The 21,777-nt window shown below is 64.4% G+C and carries 22 protein-coding genes; 10 read left to right on the top strand and 12 right to left on the bottom strand.

From position 1 onward, the window contains the following. Nucleotides 1-39 precede the first annotated feature (39 nt). The gene (locus tag FJ425_RS10505) at nucleotides 40-924 is read right to left on the bottom strand and encodes an AraC family transcriptional regulator (protein WP_140634510.1); all 885 of its coding nucleotides are present in this window, start codon (nucleotides 922-924) and stop codon (nucleotides 40-42) included. Nucleotides 925-1,218: 294 nt separating this feature from the next. Between FJ425_RS10505 and FJ425_RS10500 the strand changes: the two genes are divergently transcribed. The 4 genes from FJ425_RS10500 to FJ425_RS10485 all read left to right on the top strand — a co-directional run bounded on the left by FJ425_RS10500 (nucleotide 1,219) and on the right by FJ425_RS10485 (nucleotide 7,699). Beyond that, entirely contained in the window at nucleotides 1,219-2,640 is a 1,422-nt protein-coding gene (locus FJ425_RS10500; protein ID WP_140634474.1) for a coniferyl aldehyde dehydrogenase, read from the top strand. A gap of 368 nt (nucleotides 2,641-3,008) precedes the next feature. Then, nucleotides 3,009-4,193 carry an efflux RND transporter periplasmic adaptor subunit gene (locus FJ425_RS10495; RefSeq protein ID WP_140634512.1) on the top strand — a complete coding sequence of 395 codons (1,185 nt, stop codon included), beginning with the start codon at nucleotides 3,009-3,011 and terminating at the stop codon, nucleotides 4,191-4,193. Between the two features lie 74 nt (nucleotides 4,194-4,267). Continuing rightward, nucleotides 4,268-7,444, top strand: coding sequence for an efflux RND transporter permease subunit (locus tag FJ425_RS10490; RefSeq protein ID WP_140634476.1), 3,177 nt, complete (start codon nucleotides 4,268-4,270; stop codon nucleotides 7,442-7,444). Between the two features lie 96 nt (nucleotides 7,445-7,540). Further along, nucleotides 7,541-7,699, top strand: coding sequence for a DUF3309 family protein (locus FJ425_RS10485; RefSeq protein ID WP_140544656.1), 159 nt, complete (start codon nucleotides 7,541-7,543; stop codon nucleotides 7,697-7,699). Here the strand turns inward: FJ425_RS10485 and FJ425_RS10480 are convergent, their stop codons facing one another. Beyond that, nucleotides 7,700-8,656 carry an SDR family oxidoreductase gene (locus FJ425_RS10480; RefSeq protein ID WP_140634478.1) on the bottom strand — a complete coding sequence of 319 codons (957 nt, stop codon included), beginning with the start codon at nucleotides 8,654-8,656 and terminating at the stop codon, nucleotides 7,700-7,702. It abuts the gene before it with no gap. A gap of 97 nt (nucleotides 8,657-8,753) precedes the next feature. On the opposite strand from FJ425_RS10480, the gene FJ425_RS10475 reads away from it, so the two are divergent. Next, a complete protein-coding gene (locus FJ425_RS10475) occupies nucleotides 8,754-9,647 on the top strand; it encodes a LysR family transcriptional regulator (RefSeq protein WP_140634480.1) in 894 nt (297 codons plus the stop codon). Between the two features lie 61 nt (nucleotides 9,648-9,708). On the opposite strand, the gene FJ425_RS10470 is transcribed toward FJ425_RS10475, so the two are convergent. The 3 genes from FJ425_RS10470 to FJ425_RS10460 form a co-directional block, all read right to left on the bottom strand. After that, entirely contained in the window at nucleotides 9,709-10,917 is a 1,209-nt protein-coding gene (locus FJ425_RS10470) for an MFS transporter (protein WP_140634482.1), read from the bottom strand. 403 nt (nucleotides 10,918-11,320) lie between these two features. After that, nucleotides 11,321-11,629 (bottom strand): DUF1244 domain-containing protein, encoded by a 309-nt coding sequence (locus FJ425_RS10465; protein WP_140634484.1) that lies wholly within the window; start codon nucleotides 11,627-11,629, stop codon nucleotides 11,321-11,323. Nucleotides 11,630-11,656: 27 nt separating this feature from the next. Continuing rightward, a complete protein-coding gene (locus FJ425_RS10460; protein WP_140634486.1) occupies nucleotides 11,657-12,454 on the bottom strand; it encodes an N-formylglutamate amidohydrolase in 798 nt (265 codons plus the stop codon). A gap of 235 nt (nucleotides 12,455-12,689) precedes the next feature. Between FJ425_RS10460 and FJ425_RS10455 the strand changes: the two genes are divergently transcribed. Next, nucleotides 12,690-13,178, top strand: coding sequence for a DUF1036 domain-containing protein (locus FJ425_RS10455; protein ID WP_095767317.1), 489 nt, complete (start codon nucleotides 12,690-12,692; stop codon nucleotides 13,176-13,178). Further along, complete coding sequence (gene pyk, locus FJ425_RS10450; RefSeq protein WP_095767318.1) at nucleotides 13,175-14,602, top strand: pyruvate kinase; 1,428 nt, start codon at nucleotides 13,175-13,177, stop codon at nucleotides 14,600-14,602. Before FJ425_RS10455 ends, pyk begins: the two co-directional genes overlap by 4 nt. A 27-nt stretch (nucleotides 14,603-14,629) precedes the next feature. Here the strand turns inward: pyk and FJ425_RS10445 are convergent, their stop codons facing one another. From FJ425_RS10445 to ykgO, 4 genes are all read right to left on the bottom strand, one after another. After that, complete coding sequence (locus FJ425_RS10445; RefSeq protein ID WP_140723223.1) at nucleotides 14,630-15,109, bottom strand: hypothetical protein; 480 nt, start codon at nucleotides 15,107-15,109, stop codon at nucleotides 14,630-14,632. 51 nt (nucleotides 15,110-15,160) lie between these two features. Then, nucleotides 15,161-16,222, bottom strand: a complete 1,062-nt coding sequence (locus tag FJ425_RS10440; protein WP_140723220.1) for an alpha/beta hydrolase — start codon at nucleotides 16,220-16,222, stop codon at nucleotides 15,161-15,163. Nucleotides 16,223-16,290: 68 nt separating this feature from the next. Continuing rightward, nucleotides 16,291-16,914, bottom strand: coding sequence for a hypothetical protein (locus FJ425_RS10435; protein ID WP_140723217.1), 624 nt, complete (start codon nucleotides 16,912-16,914; stop codon nucleotides 16,291-16,293). Between the two features lie 130 nt (nucleotides 16,915-17,044). Further along, a complete protein-coding gene (gene ykgO, locus FJ425_RS10430) occupies nucleotides 17,045-17,170 on the bottom strand; it encodes a type B 50S ribosomal protein L36 (RefSeq protein WP_006203764.1) in 126 nt (41 codons plus the stop codon). A gap of 243 nt (nucleotides 17,171-17,413) precedes the next feature. Between ykgO and FJ425_RS10425 the strand changes: the two genes are divergently transcribed. Further along, entirely contained in the window at nucleotides 17,414-17,836 is a 423-nt protein-coding gene (locus FJ425_RS10425) for a lysozyme inhibitor LprI family protein (RefSeq protein ID WP_140723214.1), read from the top strand. A gap of 7 nt (nucleotides 17,837-17,843) precedes the next feature. On the opposite strand, the gene FJ425_RS10420 is transcribed toward FJ425_RS10425, so the two are convergent. From FJ425_RS10420 to FJ425_RS10410, 3 genes are all read right to left on the bottom strand, one after another. Then, nucleotides 17,844-18,920: a 5-(carboxyamino)imidazole ribonucleotide synthase gene (locus tag FJ425_RS10420; RefSeq protein ID WP_140723211.1), complete on the bottom strand. Its 1,077-nt coding sequence runs from the start codon at nucleotides 18,918-18,920 to the stop codon at nucleotides 17,844-17,846. Then, entirely contained in the window at nucleotides 18,917-19,414 is a 498-nt protein-coding gene (gene purE / locus FJ425_RS10415; protein WP_140723208.1) for a 5-(carboxyamino)imidazole ribonucleotide mutase, read from the bottom strand. Before purE ends, FJ425_RS10420 begins: the two co-directional genes overlap by 4 nt. A gap of 245 nt (nucleotides 19,415-19,659) precedes the next feature. Further along, on the bottom strand, nucleotides 19,660-19,863 hold the full coding sequence (locus FJ425_RS10410; RefSeq protein ID WP_040985243.1) for a DUF465 domain-containing protein: 204 nt from the start codon (nucleotides 19,861-19,863) through the stop codon (nucleotides 19,660-19,662). A gap of 239 nt (nucleotides 19,864-20,102) precedes the next feature. On the opposite strand from FJ425_RS10410, the gene FJ425_RS10405 reads away from it, so the two are divergent. After that, nucleotides 20,103-20,282: a YdcH family protein gene (locus tag FJ425_RS10405; protein WP_140546366.1), complete on the top strand. Its 180-nt coding sequence runs from the start codon at nucleotides 20,103-20,105 to the stop codon at nucleotides 20,280-20,282. A gap of 242 nt (nucleotides 20,283-20,524) precedes the next feature. Then, entirely contained in the window at nucleotides 20,525-21,775 is a 1,251-nt protein-coding gene (ispG, locus tag FJ425_RS10400) for a flavodoxin-dependent (E)-4-hydroxy-3-methylbut-2-enyl-diphosphate synthase (RefSeq protein ID WP_140723205.1), read from the top strand. Nucleotides 21,776-21,777 lie beyond the last annotated feature (2 nt).

Genomic DNA, 21,777 nt, shown 5'->3' with positions numbered 1-21,777 from the left:
TTGCGATCGCAGGGGACGGACCGTTGTCAGAAGGCGGCGCTATTTCAGTGGCAGAAAGAGCTCGACGACGATCTCGGGCACCGAGAGCTCCGAAAGGAAGGACAGTCGTCGCTGGCAATAGATCGGAAAATCGCGTGCTTCCTCGCCGCTGGCCGGAAGCCATTCGCGATAAAGGTAGAGTGCTGCCGGCTCCAGATTGTTGGTGTTGCCGGGATAGCGCAGCACGGCGCAGCGTCCGCCGGGGATCACGCCGGCCTTCATCTGCTTGTCGCCAGCGTCGATCGGTTGGTCGGTGCCGACGCAAATATCCATGCTGTAGTCGGCCGCGACAGCGGGACATCTCTCGGAACGGAAGACGTTGAAGGTCGGGCTCGTCTCGGGCGACAAGCCGGCTGCCTTGCGCCAGGCGATAAACCGCTGGATGGTGTCGCCGAGCGTCGCCCGATCCCCGCGATGTTCCATGATCGCCACCGGCGTGGGCGGCACGTCGCGGATCGTCACGTCTTCCGGTGTAAAGATTATCTGCATGAGCTTTCTCCTCGCGTTGTCGAGCGGCCCGAAGGCCATCAGCCACGACCCCCAATCGGGAGATCTCCGGAACGACGAAGGCGATTGCCCGCACCGCTGACGAAAGGCGCGGGCGAAGGCATCCGGTGCGTCGTAACCGGCATCCATCGCTATATCCGTGACGCTTTCGGCGTCCGCGTAGCCCAGCCGGAATGAAGCGCGCTTCATGCGGGCGAGCTGGATGTAGCGATGCACGGACAGCCCGAAGGTCGCCGTGAACTGCCGGTGGAAATGATATTTCGAGTAGGCCGCGACGCTGCTCAGCGCGTCCAGGTCCAGATCGTCGTCCAGATGCCGGTCTATATGATCCAGCACCCGCCGCATCCGGGCATGGTGATTTTGAACTGCCGCCTTCATCGTTTTATTCTCCGTGGCAGCATCAGCTAAGCCGCGCGGACATGACGCGCTCGACCGATCTTGCGGTTTTTGTCGTGAGCCGCGCCGTGGCCGAGGACCGTTAACGCATGCATGAACGGCGAAAAGGGCCGTTTGCGGACCGGTGGGGTTCCTATGTCGATGACGGGGACAAACGGCACTTTTGAGGCGCTTGGATCGGGACAATTGCTGGAGCTTTCCCCAACGGAACCGGGGCAATGCTGGATTCGGTTGTCGGGGCGATGTAATTTACCTGAACGTAAAGGGGAGGTCGCGATGCTGCAGGCCAGACAGAACGATCTCGGGGTCAGGTTCGAGGCGCAGTGCCGGGCTTTCGAGACGGAACCCTTCCCCGGCATCGAGGTGCGCAAGGATCGGCTGAAGCGCCTGCTGGCGCTCACTGAAAAGCACGAGGCCGAGATCTGCGCGGCGATCGGCAGCGATTTTTCCGCCCGCTCGGCTCAGGAGACGCGGCTTGCCGAACTGTTCGTCGTGCGCGCCGGCATCAGGCATGCGCTGTCGCATCTCGGCGCCTGGATGCGCGAGCGCCGCGTCGCCACCAGCTTGCCCTTCCTGCCCGGCCGCAACCGCCTCTTGCCGCAGCCGCTCGGCGTCGTCGGCATCGTCTCGCCCTGGAACTATCCTTTCCAGCTCGCCATCGCGCCGGCGACCGCCGCTCTGGCCGCCGGCAACCGCGTGCTGATCAAGCCTTCGGAGCTGACGCCGAAATTTTCGGACCTGCTCGCCAGCCTGGTCGAAAAATATTTCGCCGCCGACGAGGTCAGCGTGATGGTCGGCGATGCCGAGGTCGGCAAGGCGTTCGTGTCCTTGCCGTTCGACCACCTCCTGTTCACGGGCTCGACCGCCGTCGGCCGCCAGGTTGCGCTGGCCGCCGCGGCCAATCTGACGCCGGTGACGCTCGAGCTCGGCGGCAAGTCGCCGGCGATCTTCGATCCCTCCTGCGATCTCGACGCGGCGGTCGCCAGCGTCGCCTATGGCAAATTGCTCAATGCCGGCCAGACTTGCATCGCGCCCGACTATCTGATGGTCCCGCAAGGCCAGGGCGCGGCGGTCGCGGCCAAGTTCGCGGCGGCGATCGCAAAGCTCTATCCGCGCCTCGGCGACAATCCCGACTATACGGCGATCGTCAGCGAGCGGCATCACCGGCGGCTGAGCGACATGGTCGCCGAGGCGCGCGACAGCGGCGCCGACATCATCGAGGTCAATCCTGCGAACGAGAAGCTCGGCATCAGCGACCGCAAGATGGCGCCGGTGCTGGTGCGCAATGCCAGCGAGACTCTGCGGCTGATTCGCGAGGAGATTTTCGGACCGGTGCTGCCGATCGTCGAATATGGCAGCGTGGACGAGGCCATCGATCATGTGAACCGGGGCGAGCGGCCGCTGGCGCTTTACTGGTTCGGCCGCGACAGCGCCAATCGCCGGAGGGTCATGCGGGAAACCGTGGCCGGCGGCGTCACGGTCAATGACTGCATGATGCATCTGGCGCAGGAGCGGCAACCCTTCGGCGGCGTCGGCGACAGCGGCATGGGCGCCTATCACGGCGAGTGGGGTTTTCGCACCTTCAGCAAGGAAAAGCCGATCTTCATCCAGTCGAAGCTCAGCGCCGGCGGCCTGCTGCGCCCGCCCTATGGCAAGACATTCGAGCGTCTTTTCCGACTGCTGAAGCTCATCACTTGACAGCTTCAGCCCGGGAATGGCGGGGACGGAACAGCGGTCAACCCGGATGATCGGCGCCTCATAGGGGAGCTTTCCGCATCATCCTGACGGCTGCTGCCAGTACCCTTGGGGAAACCCATGGAAAGCCATCGGCGCGCCCGCAAAAGCGGCAGCTGCTGCCAGAAAAGCTTGGATTTGTCGAGGAACCACGTTCCACTTCGCAATGCTTCCGCAACTTTTCCGGCTATATTGCGCCGCAACTTTCAGGTAGAAGCTGCGCTTCGCCGATCACGGCAAATTGAACTAGGCCCCGCGCACACCCATATCGGCCGCGCGCCTGAAGTCGGAAGCGCCGACCTCGCCAGGTCCTGCAACGGAAAAAAATGACGATGCCGAAAATCAGGTTTCACAAGCTTGCAGCCATTGTGGTGCTCATCGGATTCGCGGCCTGGATGGGTACGGGTGAGTTTTCGTCCGTCGGTAGCGCCGCCGACAAGGCGGTCGCCACGGACAAGCACGCCGACGCCGGCAAGCCCGCTCAGCCGGAGGCCACCAAGCCGGACACGGCGCAAGCCGAGCCCCGAGCCGCGTTGCGCACGGTCGCGGTGGTGACGCCGCCGCGCAAGACCTATGCGCGCGCCATCCGCATCTCCGGCCTGACCGAGGCCGACAAGCGCGCCGTGCTGGCGACGCGCGTCGCCGGCGTCATCGAGAAGCTGCCGGTCAAGCAGGGCGACCACGTCAAGACCGGCGACCTCGTGCTGATGCTCGCGGCCGAGGAGAAGATCTCCAATGTCGACAATGCCAAGCAATTGCTGGCACAGCGCAAGGCCGAGCTCGATGCCGCCGAGCGGCTGGCCAAGACCGGCAATCTGCCGAAGCTGCAGCTCGACACCGCCCGCTCCAACCTGACGCTGGCGCAATCGCAGCTGGACACCGCGCAGGCGGAGCTCGACCGCAACGAGGTCAAGGCGCCGTTCGACGGCGTCATCGACCGCATCCCGGTGGAGCTCGGCAGCTCGGTGATGCAGGGCGGCGAGGTGGCGACGGTCCTGAAGCTCGATCCGGTCATCGCCCGCGGCGAAATCAGCGAGCGCGACCTGCGCTACGTCAAGATCGGCGACGAGGCCGATATCCGCCTCGTCAACGACCAGAAGGTCACCGGCACCGTGCGCTACATCAGTCGCGATGCCTCGGCCCAGACCCGCACCTTCCGCGTCGAGGTGGCGATACCCAATCCCGATGGCTCCATCCCCGCCGGCATGACGGCCGAGATCGCGCTCAGCGCCGAGCCGACCAATGCGGTCATGCTGCCACGTTCGGTGGTGACGCTGGGCGACAAGGGCGACCTCGGCATTCGCGCCGTGGGCAAGGACGACAAGGTGGCGTTCTTCCCGATCGACCTCGTCGACGACACGCCGCACGGCCTGGTGCTGGGCGGCATTCCGCAGGATGCGCGCATCATCGTCGCCGGCCAGGAGCTGGTGAAGGAGGGCGACCTGGTGAAGCCCGTCGAGGCCGACCAGGCGACCATCAACAAGCTGATCGGCGAAGCCACCGCCGGCACGCAGTAAGCAGGACGCGTCCGTCGCCGGACCAATCCGGCGATGGCAGTCCGCAGCCCCCGAAGCAATAACAGGCCGAAGTCATGGATATCGTCAGACTCGCCATCAATAACGCCCGCCTCACCATATCGGCGCTGATGTTCCTGATCATCGCGGGCTGGATCGCCTATCAGTCGACGCCGAAGGAAGCGGAGCCCGACGTTCCGATTCCGATGATGTATGTCAGCCTGATCTATCAGGGCATCTCGCCGGAGGATTCCGAGCGCCTGCTGCTGAGACCGATGGAAAGCAAGCTCAAGAGCCTCAAGGGGCTCAAGGAGATGCGCTCGGCCGCTTTCCAGGGGGGCGGCTATGTGCTGGTCGAATTCCAGCCGCAGACGGATCTCGCGACGGCGCTGCAGGATACGCGCAGCAAGGTGCAGGACGCCAAGGCCGACCTGCCGCAGGCGGCGGAGGAGCCGACCGTCAACGAGGTCAACGTCTCGGAATTCCCGGTTCTGGTCGTCACGCTTTCCGGCGATGTGCCGGAGCGCGTGCTGACGTCGGCCGCGCGCGAGTTGCGCGACCGCATCGAGGAGGTGCCCGGCGTGCTCGAAGGCTCGCTGCAGGGCGCTCGCGACGACCTCGTCGAGGTTGTCGTCGATCCGGTGAAGCTTTCCTCCTACGGACTGCAGCTCGACCAGGTGATCCAGGGCGTCGCCTCCTCCAACAGCCTGGTCGCGGCCGGCAATCTCGAAGGCTCGGAAGGCAAATACGCGGTCAAGGTGCCGTCGCTGATCGAGACGCCCGAGGATGTCGCCAACCTGCCGGTCGTCGCCACGCCGAACGCCGTGGTCCAGGCCAAGGACATCGCGACGATACGCTCGACCTTCAAGGACGCCGAGACGGTCACTCGTCTCAACGGCAAGCCTGCGATCGCCATCGAAGTCAAGAAGCGCATAGGCGCCAACCTGATCGACACGTTGAACCACGTCAGGGAAGTGTCCGACACCTTTATCAAGACCATGCCCGAGGGCATGCATGTCACTTACACGCAGGACAAGTCGGTCTTCGTCAACCAGCTGCTGGGCGACCTACAGAACCATGTGATGATCGCCGTCATCCTGGTGTTCATCGTCATCCTCTACGCGCTGTCGGGACGGGCCTCGCTGCTCATCGGGCTTGCCATCCCGTCATCGTTCCTGATGGGCATCCTGCTGCTTGCCATGATGGGCTACACGATCAACATGATCGTGCTGTTCAGCCTGATCCTGGCCGTCGGCATGCTGGTGGACGACGCCATCATCGTCACCGAATTCGCGGAACGACGCATGAGCGAGGGCATGCCGAAGGCGGACGCCTTCGCGCTGGCCGCCAAGCGCATGGCCGGCCCGGTCATCGCGGCGACGATGACGCGCATCGCCGCGTTCTCGCCGCTGCTGTTCTGGCCGGGCATCATCGGCGACTTCATGAAATATATGCCGATCACGCTGATCGTGACGCTGTCGGCCTCGATGCTCTACGCGCTGGTCTTCGCGCCGACTTTGGGCGCGATCTTCGCCAAGGCGCCGCAGCATCACGAGGAAGGCAACCGCGACGGCTGGTACATGGCCGTGGTCAAGCAGGCGGTGCGCTTCCCGATCACGGTGATCCTGCTTACCGTCGGACTTTTGGTCGGCGTCGGCTTCGCCTATTCGAAATATGGCGCCGGCGTCGAGTTCTTCCCCAGCGTCGAGCCGGATTACGGCCTGCTCTATGTGCATGCCCGCGGCAATCTCTCGCTGGCGGAAATGGACGCCGCGACGAAAACGGCGGAAAACCGTCTGCTCGGCTGGCCCGGCGTGAAGTCGGTCTATACCCGCGTCGGCAAGACGCAAGGCGGCGGCCAGGACATCCCGGAAGACGTGGTCGGCGTCATCCAGTACGAGTTCGTCGACTGGCGCGAGCGCAAGTCGGCCAATCAGATCCTCGCCGACCTGCGCGGCGTGATGGCCGGCATTCCCGGCGTCGATGTCGAAGTGCGCGTGCCGGAAGCCGGCCCGCCGACCGGCAAGCCGATCCAGATCCGGCTGTCGGCCGTCGACCCGGCCGGGCTCGACGACAAGGCGCGCGCGGTCGCTGCACGCATCGCCAAGATCCCCAATGTCATCGACATTTCGGACGGCCTGCCGCCGCCCGGCGTCGATTGGGCGATTGAGGTCGACCGCGCCAAGGCGGCGCAATACGGCATCAGCCCAACCTCGGTCGGAACCGTCGTGCAACTGGTGACGAACGGCCTGAAGCTCAGCGAGTACCGGCCGGCCGGCGCCGATAAGGCAGTCGATATCCGGCTGCGCCTGCCCGAGGATCGGCGCACGCTGTCGACTCTCGACGAGTTGAGGGTACAGACCTCGCAAGGGGCTGTGCCGATCTCCAATTTCGTCATCCGCAAGGCAAAGCCCAGCGTCGGCATCCTCAACCGCATCGACGGCGCGCGCACCGTGGTCGTCCAGGCCAATGTCAGCGCCGGCGCGCAGGTGGCGGCCGTGCAGGCGGAAGTCACCAAGGCGGTTGCCGATATGAACCTCGGCAGCGGCATCCGCTGGAAGCTTGCAGGCTCCAACGAGGACAGCGCGGAAGCGAGCGCCTTCCTCGGTAAGGCCTTTGGCGCGGCGATCTTCCTGATCTTCCTGGTGCTGCTTGCGCAATTCAACAAATTCACCAGCGTGTGGCTCGTCCTGTCCTGCGTGGTCATGGCGACGATCGGCGTGTTCCTCGGATTGCTTCTGACGGGCGAGGCCTTCGGCATCGTCATGTCGGGCATCGGCGTCATCGCGCTGGCCGGTGTGGTGGTGAACAACAACATCGTGCTCATCGATACTTACGACCGGTTGCGCGAGGAAGGCTGGGACAAGATGGACGCGGTGCTGCAGACCTGCCGCGAGCGCGCCCGTCCGGTGGTGCTGACGGCGGTGTCGGCCATCCTCGGCGTGCTGCCGATCGCCTTCGGCCTCGGTCTCGAAATCTTCCATCATGAGACGACGATCAACGCGCCGTCGACGCAATGGTGGATTTCGCTGTCCTCGGCGATCGTCTTCGGCCTGTCCTTCGCCACGCTGCTGACGCTCGTGGTGACGCCGTCGATGCTGATGGTGTTCACCCGCGCCAAGGTGAAGCCCGGCCAGCGGCGCAACTGGCTCAGCCGCCTGTTCCGGCGCGGCAAGGGCGAGATCGCGACCGACGAACCAGCCAAGGAGACCGGCGCCGAGCCGGAAGTCGCCTTCCCGAAAGCCGCGGAATAGAGCGCTTCACAACCCCAAGGACAAAAGCCGCCCGGGAACAACCGGGCGGCTTTTTGCATTGTGCCTTCAAGTTCAACCAGACGGCGAGGGTTTCTCATGACGATCGGCACAATTCTCGTAATAATCCTGATCCTGATTTTGATCGGCGCGGTGCCGGCATGGCCGCATTCGCGCTCCTGGGGCTACGGGCCGTCGGGGATCGTTGGCGTCATCCTGGTCGTGCTGTTGATACTCTTGTTGCTGGGCAGGATCTGATCAGGCGGCCTCGCGCGAACTCGCGACTGAAATGCCGATGTCCTGCATGGCCTCCTTCACCGCCTGGTCGAGCGGGGTGTGCGGGATTTCGCCGATGACCAGTTCCAGCCGCGTCGAGACGAGCCGGTGCGCTTCGAAGCGCAGATAGGACATCGAGACGATCTCGCGCCACATGGCCACGAACGGGCTGCCGGCGCGCAGCACCCACCAGGGCATGAAGGAGAGCTTCAGCTTGCGGCCCAGCGCCCTCTCGGCCGCGGCCTTCATGTCGAGATCGGTGATGGCGTGGCCGGGGAAATTGATGGCCTCGTAGAAGCCTGTTTTGTCGAGGTTCTTCGCCAGGCCGACGAAGCCGACGGCGAAGTCCGGCAGATAGGCCCATTCATGCACGAGGTCGGCCGGGCCGGGCGCGGTGTAGACGCCCTTCTCCATCTTGGCGGCGACGACGAGGTCGAACCAGGAGCCTGAGCCGGTGCCGCCGAAGAAATCGCCCGCGCGCAGGACAATGGTGCGCACGCGGCCGGCGTCGGCCTCGCTGCGGAACAGCGCTTCCATGGCGCAGCGGATGCGGCCCTTCTCGGTGGTCGGATGGAACGGCGTTGTTTCGTCGATCACCTGCGGCATAGGCGAGCCGTAATTATAGACCGTGCCCGGGAAGAGGTGCAGCGCGCCGTTTTCGCGGCAGGCGGCCATGACGTTCTCCGCCATCGGCATGCATTTGCCCCAGTCGGTGTAGATCGGGTTCAGGCCGTTGAAGACGATGTCGACGCGTTCCGTTGCACGGATCAGGGAGTCGCGGTCGAGCGCATCGCCGGCAACCGCCGTGGCGCCCGTCAGTTCCGCCGGCACCTTGCCGGTGCGGGTGACGGCGCGAACGTCGAAGCCGGCATCGATGAAAGCCTTGCCGACCACGCGGCCGAGCCGGCCATTGGCGCCGAGGATTGCGATCTTGGTCATTTGTTCTCTCCGTTGTTTTGCGTTTGCCCGACCAATCTGATGCCTTCGCCAGTGAATTGAAATTGACTGTGATTGGCGATCTGTTATTCAAAAATGAATGAAGGAATTCGACTGGAACCTGATCAAGAGTTTTGTCGCGGTCGCCGAGACCGGCAGTCTTTCGGGCGCGGCGCGCAGGCTCGCGGCCAGCCAGCCGACGCTCGGCCGTCACATCGCCGAGCTCGAGCAGGCGCTGGGCGTCACGCTGTTCCGGCGCGGGCGGCGCGGCTACGAGCTGACCGAGGCGGGCAGCACGCTCTGCGAGCGCGGCCGGGCGGTCAGCGAGCAGGCCAACGCGTTCTCGTTGCTGGCGCTGGGTTCGGTCGAAGCGATCGAGGGCACGGTGCGCGTCGCCGCCTCGGAGGTTGTCGCGGCCTTCGTGCTACCCAGCATGATGGCGCGTCTCGGCGAGGAGGAGCCGGGCATCGAGGTCGAGATCGTCGCCTCGAACCAGGTCGAGAACCTGTTGCGCCGCGATGCCGATATCGCCATCCGCATGGTCAGGCCGGCGCAAAACGAGTTGGTGGCGCGCAAAGTCACCGACATTCCACTGTGCCTATGTGCCGCCAGCTGCTATCTCGAGCGGCGCGGCCGCCCGGAAAACGCCGCCGACCTCGTGGATCACGCCTTGGTCGGCTTCGACCGCAGCGACGAGATCATTCGCGGTTTCACTGCGTCCGGCATCCCGGTCGGCCGCAGCCATTTCCGCTTCAGGACCGATAACCAGATCGTGTTGTGGGAAGCGGTGCGGACCGGCAACGGCATCGGCATCGGCCAGGAGCCGCTGGCCGACCGCGATCCGGACCTGGAAAAGCTGTTGCCCGACGTGCCTCTGCCGGTTCTGCCGGTCTGGCTTGCCATGCATCGAGACGTGCGCACCAGCATGCGCATCCGCCGCGTGGCGGACTTCCTGCATGAGGAGTTGAGGCGTTATTCGGCTGGGATCGGTTAGAGCATGATGCCGAAAAGTGTGAAGCGGTTTTCGGACGACATCATGCTCTATTTGTCTGATCTTAGAGCCGGATGACTTCAGGTCGATCCGACCTGAAGTCATCCGGCTCAGGCGCGAATTCGGCCCGGTGAGCGAGGCCGGCCATCAAGAGGACGATGACCAAGAATCCGGAAAGCGCGACGAAGATCGGACCGAAGCTCGAATGCTCGGCGACGAAGCCGATTGCCGACGGCGCCACCAATATGCCGGAATAGCCCATGGTGGTGACGACGCTCATGCCGGTGCCGGACGACATGCCTTCCTGGTTGCCGCCGGCCGAAAAGATGATCGGCACCATGTTGGCGATGCCGAAGCCGCAGAAAGCAAAGGCGGCGATGGCAAGGTAAGGCGAGGGCGAGAGGCCGGCGACCAGCATGCCGGCGGCGGCGACGAGCGCGGAGCCGCGCAAGGTCGCCACCGCGCCGAAGCGGTTGCGCACGCCGTCGCCCAGGAAACGCATCAGCGCCATGACCCCGGAGAAGGCGGCATAGGCCAGCCCGGCGACCGCGAGATCGGCGCCCAGTTCCTGATGCAGGAAGAGCGCCGCCCAGTCGAGCACCGCGCCCTCCGAGATCATGGTGAGCAGCGCCATCAGCCCGACCAGATAGACGGCCATGTGCCGCGGCAGCGTGAATCTCTGGTGCTCGACCGCCTGCGGCCGGTCCTCGGCAATGAGATGGCGAATGGCAAACGTGATGACGGCAAAGGCGATCATCGTCACCGCGACAGCATGGGCAAGATAGCCGCAATTCTGGATCGAGTAGCCGCCGAGCGCGCCGCCGGCGAAGCCGCCGAGGCTCCAGAAGCCGTGCGACGACGACATGATCGCGCGCGAAAGCCGCCTTTCCACCACGACGGCGTTGGAGTTCATGGCGACATCCATGCCGCCGATCGAGCCGCCGAAGACGAGCATGGCAATCGCCGCCAGCGGAACGTTGGGCGCGAGCGCCACGATCAGCAGGCCGAAGCTGCCGCAGACACCGAACCAGCGCGTCACGCTGCGCGAGCCGTGCCGGGAGATCAGATGGCCGCACCAGGTCATGGCGATGACGGCGCCGACGCCGAACAGGAGGATCAGCAGGCCGAGGGTGAATCGGGTGATGTCGAGCCGGGTAAGAAACACCGGGATCTGCGGCGCCCAGCTGCCGGTGAGAAAACCATTGGCGAGGAAAATACCGGCAACGGCCCAGCGGCCGCGCGTCGCGGCCTGCATCGTGGTTTGCACGCTCATGGTCTGAAATCCGCCATGCAAAGAGTTCGCGCGGCAAATTAGATCGATTCAATTCGTAGTCAAGGACCGCAGTGGGGAAGTGCTTGGACCAAGGGCGCGATCGGGGGTCGGCGTCGTTCGCGGCAGGCTGCTGCTTTGACGATTGCTGCGACGCCTCTCCGTTCGTCATCCACGGGCGGAGCAAGGAGCGAAGCGACGCGCGTAGACCCGAGGATCCATTCCGTGCCTTAGGAGCGTTGCAGCGGTGCAGAAGGTCCCCGAGCAGCGCCGTTGCGATGATATTTTGGACCGCAGCATTCTTCGGCAGGCGTCACGGAATGGATTCCAGGGTCTGCGCGCGTCGCTTCGCTCCTTGCTCCGCCCTAGAATGACGAAGCCGCAGGGACGAGCCATACAAGGCTGCTTAGTGATCCTTCGGCCGCCGCGCCTCGAACTCGGCCTTCTTGGCTTCCGATGCCTCAGTCTGGTTGAGCGCCTGCCATTCGGCATAAGGCATGCCGTAGATAATCTCGCGCGACTCGTCCTTCGACAACGCCACACCTTCGGCCTCGGCGGCTTCGCGATACCAGTTGGACAGGCAGTTGCGGCAGAAGCCGGCGAGGTTCATCAGGTCGATGTTCTGGACATCGCCGCGTTCGCGCAGATGCGTCACCAGCCGACGGAAGGCGGCTGCCTCGAAATCGCGTTTCTGGTCGTCGCTGAGTTCGGTCATTGGGGAACTCCCGGCCTATCGGTCTCGTCACACCGGTCCCGTGCGCGAACCGAACATCTTCACCTGATGTATATCGGGGCGCCGGTCGATGGCGTCAACGATCGGCGCCAGGCGTTCGGCCCAGGTCAAGGCGCCGGCGCGGTCGGCGATCAGGTCCTGACGGATCTCGATCAGCGCATGCGCATAGCCGTTGACGATGGCATGGCGGAACATGGTGTCGCCGCGCAGCGCGCCGTCATAGGGTTCGTTGTCGCCGACGACGAGGGACTTGTCCTCGGCCAGCATGTCGATCAGCGGCCGCGCCACGCGGTCGTCTCGGTCCCACAGGACGCCGACATGCCAGGGGCGGACAAAACCCTGCATCGCCGGCGTGAAGGAATGCACGGAGAGGATGAACGGCGCCTTGCCCGAAGCATGGGCGACGGAGGCAATCATCGCCCCGACGGCGTCGTGATAGGGCCGGTAGAAACGATCGAGCCGCCGCTCGCGCTCCTCCCGGGCAATCGGATAGTTTCCCGGCACCACGGTGCCGTCATAGAGCTGGCGGATCATGGTCGGGTCGTCCTCGCCCCGGTTGGGGTCGATCAGCAGCCGCGAGAAGCCGGCAAGCACCGCCGGCACGTCAAGCGCAGCGGCGAGCTCGCGCGTCACCGTCTCGACGCCGATGTCATAGGCGATGTGACGGTCGAATTCGGACGCCGGCAAGCCGAGACTGCCATATTCGTCGGGGAGATCGCGGCGGGCGTGGTCGGCGAGAAGCACGACGCCTTTCTTGCGGTCGCCCTCGACTATGTCGAACGGCATGAAAACTGTGGATCGGGTCATCGGCTGAAAAGGGGATGGCGGCTGCGATGTGTTATCGTCATTCCACGAAGAGGACGCCGGCGCAATGCCGTTGTTTGGCCAAGGTTTCCGCAAAAAATCCCCGACCGAGGGAGAATTTGCGCGACGGGCCCTTCTAAATCGATTGGAATTGAACAAAACGGCGCGTTGACATGCGCCCGGAGTTTGCTGAAAAGGGCTTCGAGAGATGCAAATGTGGTTCGCAAGGGGATCTGCGATGGGTTTTGCCGGCCGGTTGCGCAAGCGCCTGGCCGTGCCGTTGCTGATCGTCGGCGCGGGATTTTTCGCGATAGCCGCGACCTCGCCGGCCCGGGCCGACTTCCGCGTTTGCAACGCGACGCAAAATCTGGTGGGCGTCGGCATCGGCTATCGCGCCAAGGCCGGCTGGATCACCGAGGGCTGGTGGCACATCGAAGGATCGACCTGCAAGACGCTGATCGAGGGTCCGCTGTCATCAAGGTTTTACTATCTTTATGCAGAAGACGCCGAACGTGGCGGGCGCTGGGACGGCCCGATCAACATGTGCGTCGCCGAAAAAGAGTTCAAGATAGCCGGCGTGAATGATTGCGTCGCCCGGGGCTTCCAACGCGCCGGATTTCAGGAATATGACACGGGCGAGCAGGCCAGCTGGATGGTCCAGCTGACCGACGAGCCCGCAACGGGAGGCGCGCCAGCGACCCCCGCTCCGGGAACAAACAGTCAATGAGACGCAGCCGCAAGGTCAAGATCCTCGCCACCATCGGTCCGGCTTCCTCTTCCGAGGAGATGCTGAGAAAGCTCTTCGAAGCGGGCGCCGATGTCTTCCGCATCAATATGAGCCATACCGACCACGAGCTGATGCGCACGCTGGTCGGCCGCATCCGCGCCGTCGAAGCGGCCGTCGGCCGACCGATCGGCATCCTGGCCGACCTGCAGGGCCCGAAGCTCAGGGTCGGCAAGTTCGCCAACGTCAAGGAAGCGCTGGCTGTCGGCCAGACTTTCACGCTCGACGACAATCCCGAAGCCGGCACGTCGAAGCGGGTATATCTGCCGCATCCCGAAATCCTGAGCTCGGTCGAGGCCGGTCACCGTCTTTTGATCGACGACGGCAAGCTGGAGCTGAAGGCGCTGAAGAGCGACGGCAAGTCGATCACCTGCACGGTTGTCGCCGGCTCGGGCATTTCCGACAAGAAGGGCGTCAGCCTGCCCGACACCGACCTGCCGGTCGGCGCGCTGACTGAGAAGGACCGTGCCGATCTCGACGCGGTGCTTGCCACCGGCGTCGACTGGGTGGCGCTGTCCTTCGTGCAGCGGCCGGAGGACCTGGCTGAGGCCCGCAAGATCGCGCGCGGCCGCGCGCTGATCATGGCCAAGATCGAGAAGCCGCAGGCAGTGGCGCGGCTCCCCGAAATCATCGAGCTCTCCGACGCGCTGATGGTCGCCCGCGGCGATCTCGGCGTCGAGATGCCACTGGAAGCAGTGCCTGGCATCCAGAAGCAGATCACGCGAGCGGCGCGCCGCGCCGGCAAGCCGGTGGTGATCGCCACGCAGATGCTGGAATCGATGATCACCGCGCCCGTGCCTACCCGGGCCGAGGTTTCCGACGTGTCGATCGCTGTCTTCGAAGGCGCGGACGCGATCATGCTTTCGGCCGAATCGGCGGCCGGTGCCTATCCGGTCGAGGCGGTCGCCATGATGAACCGCATCGCCACCAAGGTCGAAACCGACCCGACCTATGCCGGCATCATCAATGCGCAGCGCTCGGAGCCGGAAGCCACCGGCGCCGACGCCATCTCGCTGGCCGCGCGCGAGATCGCCGAGACGCTGAAACTGTCGGCGATCATCTCCTACACCGCGTCGGGCACCACCGGCCTGCGCGCCGCGCGCGAGCGCCCGCAGGTGCCGATCGTGGCGCTGTCGCCGATCGTCAACACGGCGCGCCGGCTGTCGCTCTTGTGGGGCACGCATTGCGTCGTCTCGCCGGATGCTACCGACCTGGACGACATGGTCGACCGGGCCTGCCGCATCGCGCTGGAAGAAGGCTTCGGCAAGCCGGGCGACCGTGTCATCATCACGGCCGGCGTGCCGCTGCGGACGCCGGGCTCGACCAATATGCTGCGGATTGCCTATGTGGGGTCGGAGACCCATTAGGGCATAGTCGACTTCTCAGGAATCGCTCTATGAAGACGCGTCAACGCGCGCGGCAATCGCGCGCGCTTTGGCTGCGGCTTTGGGATGGTCCAAGCGCTGAAGAAACCGGAATACGCGTGGAACTGGGTCGTATAGATACTGATCCGGCCCCAGTATCTTCCGCCGGTTCAGTTCGACCGTGTCGAGCAGATCGAAATCGACCTTCGTGATCGTGCAATGCCAGCCGGGACTGTACGACGCCCAGCCTTTTTCGTGATGTTCGAGGAGCCGCCGACGGCAGGAATAGCCGTGATAGTCGAAAGCGATGACGCCGTTCGTCACGTAGATATGGTTGCCCGCAAAATCGTCGGCCGGGACAATGCGCTCGCCATAAAATCCCTCAAAGGGAGGGTTTTTCAGAAAAACCCCGGCCAGAATGGCACACGCGCCGTGACCGAAGAAGATACGGTCCGGCAGTCCCCATCGCTTTTCCGGATTTCTCTTTATGCCGTGTTTCAGGACGTACATGCCAGGTTGATCCCGGTGGCTCTGTGCGCCGGTCCGCTTGGATGACATCTGTCAGGTCGGCGCGAGTTCCGGTTGCGGCTGCTCGAGAGTGGGACATTTGCCCACGCCATGCGCGTCGCCGGCAATCCGCACTTCCACCATCCTGGCCATCGCTTGAAGATCGACATCCTTGCCCGCGACTTTCTGGATCGCGCCGACCACGAGATCGGGCGCGATCCAGTCCGGCTTGTGGCCGAGATTGTGGATCCAGACCAGCTCGGCGCCGGGAATGTCGCGTTCCAGGCCGATGGAATGGATTGTCGCATAGACCACCTTGTCGCGATCGCCCGAGATGACGACGGTCGGCGCCTTGATCTTGCGGTAAGCAGGCGCGGCGGCGCGGACATAGTCGTAGAGCTGGGCGACATCGCGGGCGTTGGCGCCGAAGGCGGACGGCCGCAGCACCAGCGGGATCGAGGCACTGTCGACATAGGAGTCCGGCACATCGTTTGGCGAAAAGACGCAAGACGTCGCGCCGCCGATCTGCAGCATGCCGGCCGGATAGGCGAGCGTTTCGGAAAACAGCCAGCCGATCGCCGGGGTGGCCGTGAGGTTGTAGTACCAGGCGGTCGCGCCGCCCGGCCAGGGATGCGTGGCGGGCGAAAGGAAGACGAGGCCAAGCGTTTTTCCCGGATGCTGACGGGCGAAGGCCGTGGTGATGGCGCCGCCGAAGGAATGGGCGACGATGACTGCGTCGCGGATTCCCAGCCGGTCCATCAGCGCGGCAATGGTATCCGCCTGCTTCGCCAACGTCTCATTGTCTCCGCGCACCGACCAGCCGAGCCCCGGGCGGTCGAGGAACAGCATTTCGGCGCGGCCCTCGAGCAGGGGCCTCAGCGGCAGCATCTGGTCCTTGAGATTGGCGCTGGCGCCATGGATGAAGACGACCGGCGGCAGCTCGGCGCCGGCGGGCGCCGGGATATGGACGTAATGGATGCGCGCGCCATCGATCTCGGCGAACGCGCCGATAGGCGGACTGCGTCGCTCGACCAGCCAGACACCGGCGCGGGTGACGCCAGCGAGGGCAAAGAGGAGAGCGACCAGGAAGAGGAGGGCGGCGCAGATGAGGTTCATGAGGGGAGTAGGGGAGTAGGGGAGTAGGCAATAGGCAGTAGGTTGCTCTCTTTCCTATTGCCTACTGCCTAAATTCCCTCGCCGGCCAGCTCTTCCGAGAGCGTCGAGACCTGGTTCTGGGCGCTGCGCATCATCGGGTAGATCGCCAGCACCTTTTGCCAGGCCTCCAGCGCCGACTGCTTGTGGCCGGTCTCGGCCATGATCTGGGCGAGGCCAGAGAGCGCGCCGAAATGGCGCGGCTCGAGCTCCAGGGTACGGTCGATGTCGGCCATCGACTTCCCGTAATTCTTCATCATGAAATGGACGGTGGCGCGGCGGTTCCAGCCTTCGGCATAGTCGGGCTGCAAGGTCACGACCTGGTCGAGGAAGTCGAGGGCGACGTCGAATTTCTGGTCTTCCGTCGCCTTTTGCGCCCATTGCATCATCAGGTCGATCGAGGCGCTGCCCGACTGGTTCCACTCGTTCCAGATGCGGCCGGCGATGCGCTCGGCAGCCTTTTCATTGCGCTCGCGCTTCAGCTCGGCGAAGAGCTGGTCGAGGCGGCCCTGCCTGGTCGGAGCGGCCGGCGGCGGCGTGGCGGCGGGCGGTGGCGCGGCATCTGGCGGCAGCGCGCCTGGCACCGTTTCCGCCCCTGCAGGCAAAGCCGTGCCGGAGAGCAAAAGGGCGGCGAGAAATACAAAACGAATCCGCATCGCCGGAATCTAGTCCCGGACGGCGGATCGTCAAAGTGATTTTAGCGTGAGAGCGCCGGCGAACCGGCAATCGACATCAGCGCGGCATAGACATCGCGCGCAGCAAGCGACAGCAAGCTGCGCTCAAGCCTCAGCCCTGGCGTGCCTTGTAGCGCGGAGCGGTCTTGTTGATGATGTAGATGCGTCCCTTGCGGCGAACCAGCTGGTTGTCGCGGTGACGCGCCTTGAGCGCCTTGAGCGAATTCTTGATCTTCATGGTCTTGCCTGTTCGGTCAGGGCCCGTCCCGGGCCGAATTTTAAAGGCGCGCCCGGAAAAAGCGCGCCTTTGAACTTGCGTGGCTCATAAACGAGGAGCCTTGCCCGTGTCAACCACGTGCGCGTGCCCCGAATGCCACAAGTGGGCCGGCATATCAAATATTCGCCATCCGGCAGCACGGCATTGCGCGACTCAAGGGCGGCTGGGATGGTGCGGTCTCGCCGAAACGACCGGAGATTGCACATGCGCCGCCTGCTTTTGCCTGCCTGTCTTGCCTTGCTCGCGACAGCCCCGGCAGCCTTTGCCGAGGACTGTGACCGCAATGACGACAGCCAGTCGATGCTGAATATTTGCGCCGATGCCGACTATCAGGCGGCCGATGCCAAGCTCAACGCTGCCTACAAGAACATCGTCGGCAGCAACGATCAGGCCTCGAACAAGCTCCTGCAGACGGCGCAACGCGCCTGGATCGCCTTTCGTGACGCCGAGTGCTCCTATTCGACCGCCGACAGCGAGGGCGGCTCCATCCATCCGATGGAGGTTTCGCAGTGCCTGACGACGCTGACCAATGAACGCATCAAGCAGTTGACATCCGACGCCAGCTGCAAGCTGAGCGATCCGAGCTGCGCCGGCCCAGAGGGGGACGACGACCAGGACATGCAGTAAGCGATGGTTATCCGGGCCTGATGATGCGTGTAAAATGACCCATCTTGCGGCCGGGGCGCGACTCGGCCTTGCCGTAGAGATGCAGCATCAGATCGGGTTCGTTAAGCAGCGCCGACACCTTCAGCATGTCGTCGCCGATCAGGTTTTCCATCACGCAGTCAAAATGCCGGGCGGGCGAACCCAGCGGCAGGCCGGCGACGGCGCGGATGTGCTGCTCGAACTGCGAGACGACGCAGGCGGCCTCGGTCCAGTGGCCGGAATTGTGCACGCGCGGCGCCAGCTCGTTGGCCAGAAGCGCGCCGTCGGCCAGCACGAAGAACTCGACGCCGATGACGCCGACATAGCCGAGCGCGGAAAGGATTTTCGAAGCGGCATCCTTGGCGGCGGCTGCCGTTTCCGGGCGGATGGCGGCCGGCAAAGTGGAGCTGCGCAATATGCCTTCGCGGTGGACATTCTCGGCCGGATCGAAGACGGCGACTGAGCCGTCGAGCCCACGCGCGGCGATCACCGAAATCTCGCGCTCGAAGGCGACCAGCGATTCCAGGATCAGCGGCACATTGCCCATCGCCTCGCAGGTGCCGGCAAAGCCGCCGGTCTGCATGTTGCGGAAGACGCGCTGGCCCTTGCCGTCATAGCCCATGCGGCGGGTTTTCAGCACGCCGCTGCCGTTGAACGTTTTGAGGGCCTCGGTCAGCTGATCGTCATTGTCGACCGGACAGAACTCCGCCGTCGGGATGCCGATGCCGTTGAGAAAGCTCTTTTCGGTGAGGCGGTCCTGCGCGACTTCGAGCGCGCGTGCCGGCGGATAGACCGGGACCTTTGCCGCCAGCGTTTCGGCGGCGACGACCGGGACGTTCTCGAATTCGTAGGTGACGATGGCGCTGGCGCCGGCGAGTTCGGCAAGCGCTGCCGGATCGTCATAGGCGGCGACGATCTGCCGGTTTGCGACTTGCGCGGCTGGGCAGTCGGGCTGGGGCTCCAACACGACGATGCGATAACCGAGGCGCGCCGCGGCCATCGCCAGCATGCGGCCAAGCTGGCCGCCGCCGATGATGCCGATGGTCGATCCCGGCGTCAGGCTCACGGCGTGTCCGTCGGCTCGGCGGCAACCTTGGCGGTCTGCGCCGAGCGCCAGGCGTCGAGCCGGGCGGCGAGCTTGTCGTCGTTGAGCGCCAGCACCGCCGCGGCGAGCAGGGCTGCATTGGCGGCGCCCGCCTTGCCGATCGCCAAAGTGCCGACCGGGATGCCGGCCGGCATCTGCACGATGGAGAGAAGCGAATCCTGGCCCGACAGCGCCTTTGATTCCACCGGAACGCCGAAGACGGGCAGCGGCGTCATCGCCGCCGTCATGCCGGGCAGATGCGCCGCGCCGCCGGCGCCGGCGATAATCACCTTGTAACCGGCCGCCTTGGCGCCCTTGGCGAACTCATAAAGGCGGTCGGGGGTGCGGTGCGCGGAGACGATCAGCCTTCTGTGCGGGATGCCTAGCGCCTCCAGCGTTTCCGCCGCCTGGCGCATGGTCGCCCAGTCGGACTGGCTGCCCATGATGATGGCGACGTCGGCACGCTGATCGGTCAAGGTGTGGCTCCGCGGCGGCAAAGGCGCGCCTTAGCGGAATTCGCCAAGGGCCGCAAGGATTGTCGCAATGGCCCCCGCTTCGCTGCCGGCGCGGTCCTCGTGGCCGCGACCCTGCATTCGGCTCTGGAGCGTTTCACCGTTTCACGGAAACGGCGAACCGCTCAATCGCTTTGTTTTGACGCAGTTCCAAACGAGAAGCTACGCGACGTCGCCGAGCGTAACCGCTCACGCTTTTCGGAATTGCCCTAAGCAATGATGTCGGGAATGATGCGGTCTTCCAGCGCCGACAGCCGGTCTTTCAGCATCAGCTTCTTCTTCTTCATGCGCTGGATCTGAAGCGGGTCGCAGCCGGTGGCGATCATCGCGTTGATGGCGGCGTCGAAATCGGCGTGTTCTTGTTTGAGCCGGGAATATTCGAGGCGTATTTCAGCCTGTTCCTGTTCGGACATTATCTACCGTCTGCGTATGCATCGCCCAATCGGGCTGTTTGGGCGGGGCCGTGACTTGCGGGTTTGTGACCGGCGGGCAGCCCTTACCACATTTCACTTTGTCGTGGAATGCTACCACGTGGCATTCGACATCGAGATCGGTTGGTGGCAAACTGTCATGGTGCCGTCACAGTCGCAACCTGCGGTGGAGGCCCCTGCGACGGCTGCAATCGAGGAAACCATGAAAGGGAGAACCATTCATGTCTCTTGCATCCCATCTTGATGAGTTGCAGCGGAAACACGGTGACATCGAGCGCGAGCTCACCGATGCGATGAACCATCCTTCGGTCGACGACCTGGAAATCGTGAATCTCAAGCGACGCAAGCTGGCAATCAAGGACGAGATTGAAAAGCTGAAGGCTGGCCCAACGACACACTGAAGCTCTTCCAGGCACCATCATCGCAACCCGCCGCGGTGAAACTTCCGGTGGCAAGAAATGCCACCGGCATGGTGTTTTTTAACTGAAATCGCCGGAGAACTCGGCCGCAAATCTTGCTGTCGGCCGGGCTGTTATTTTTCGCATGGCTCCAGCCGATTTGCAGGCTGGCACGCCGCTTGCCATTGACAAGCCATCTTTGCTCCGCCACCTCATGCCGAAACTCCCAGATGAAGGCGGCCGGCATGACCGGATATTTTTCTTCTCCCTTCCCGCGTCGCCGCTCGGTCGGCGTATCGGTCGGCGGCGTGATGGTCGGCGGCGGCGCACCGGTCGTCGTGCAATCGATGACCAACACCGACACCGCCGATGTCGACCAGACCGTCGCACAGGTCGCGGCGCTGCATCGTGCCGGCTCGGAGATCGTGCGCATCACGGTCGACCGCGACGAGAGCGCGGCGGCGGTTCCGCGCATCCATGAGCGGCTGTCGCGGCTCGGCATCGACGTGCCGCTGGTCGGCGACTTCCACTATATTGGGCACAAGCTGCTCGCCGATCATCCGGCCTGCGCCGAAGCGCTGGCCAAATACCGCATCAATCCCGGCAATGTCGGCTTCAAGGACAAGAAGGACCGCCAGTTCGCCGCGATCGTCGAGATGGCGATCAGATATGACAAGCCGGTACGCATCGGCGTCAATTGGGGATCGCTCGACCAGGAGCTTTTGACCCGGCTGATGGACGACAACCAGGCGAAGGGCTCGCCGCTCACCGCGCAGGAAGTCACGCGCGAGGCGATCGTGCAGTCGGCGATCCTGTCGGCCGAGATGGCGGAAGAGATCGGGCTTGGCCGCGAAAAGATCATCCTGTCGGCCAAGGTCAGCGGCGTGCAGGACCTGATCGCCGTCTACACCGAGCTTGCCACCCGCTCCGACCATGCGCTGCATCTGGGGCTGACCGAAGCCGGCATGGGCACCAAGGGCATCGTCGCCTCTTCCGCCGCGATGGGCATCCTCTTGCAGCAGGGCATCGGCGACACGATCCGCATCTCGCTGACGCCGGAGCCGAATGGCGACCGCACCCGCGAGGTGCAGGTATCGCAAGAGCTTCTGCAGACCATGGGCTTCCGGCAGTTCGTGCCGATCGTCGCGGCCTGCCCCGGATGCGGCCGTACCACATCCACCGTGTTCCAGGAACTTGCCCAGAGCATCCAGGCCGATATCCGCAAGAACATGCCGGTGTGGCGCGAGAAGTATCCCGGCGTCGAGAACCTCAAGGTCGCGGTGATGGGCTGCATCGTCAACGGCCCCGGCGAATCCAAGCACGCCGATATCGGCATATCGCTGCCCGGCACCGGCGAGACGCCGACGGCGCCTGTCTTCATCGACGGCAAGAAGGCTGCGACGCTGCGCGGCCCCTCGATCGCGCAGGATTTCGAGAAGATGGTCAGCGACTATATCGAGCAGCGGTACGGACACGGCAAAGCCGCCGCGGAATGAAC

Source organism: Mesorhizobium sp. B2-7-2, from assembly GCF_006440775.1.
Taxonomy (GTDB): Bacteria; Pseudomonadota; Alphaproteobacteria; order Rhizobiales; family Rhizobiaceae; genus Mesorhizobium.
Note: the sequence above shows the minus strand (reverse complement) of the source record. Positions and strands in the feature narration are given on the sequence as shown.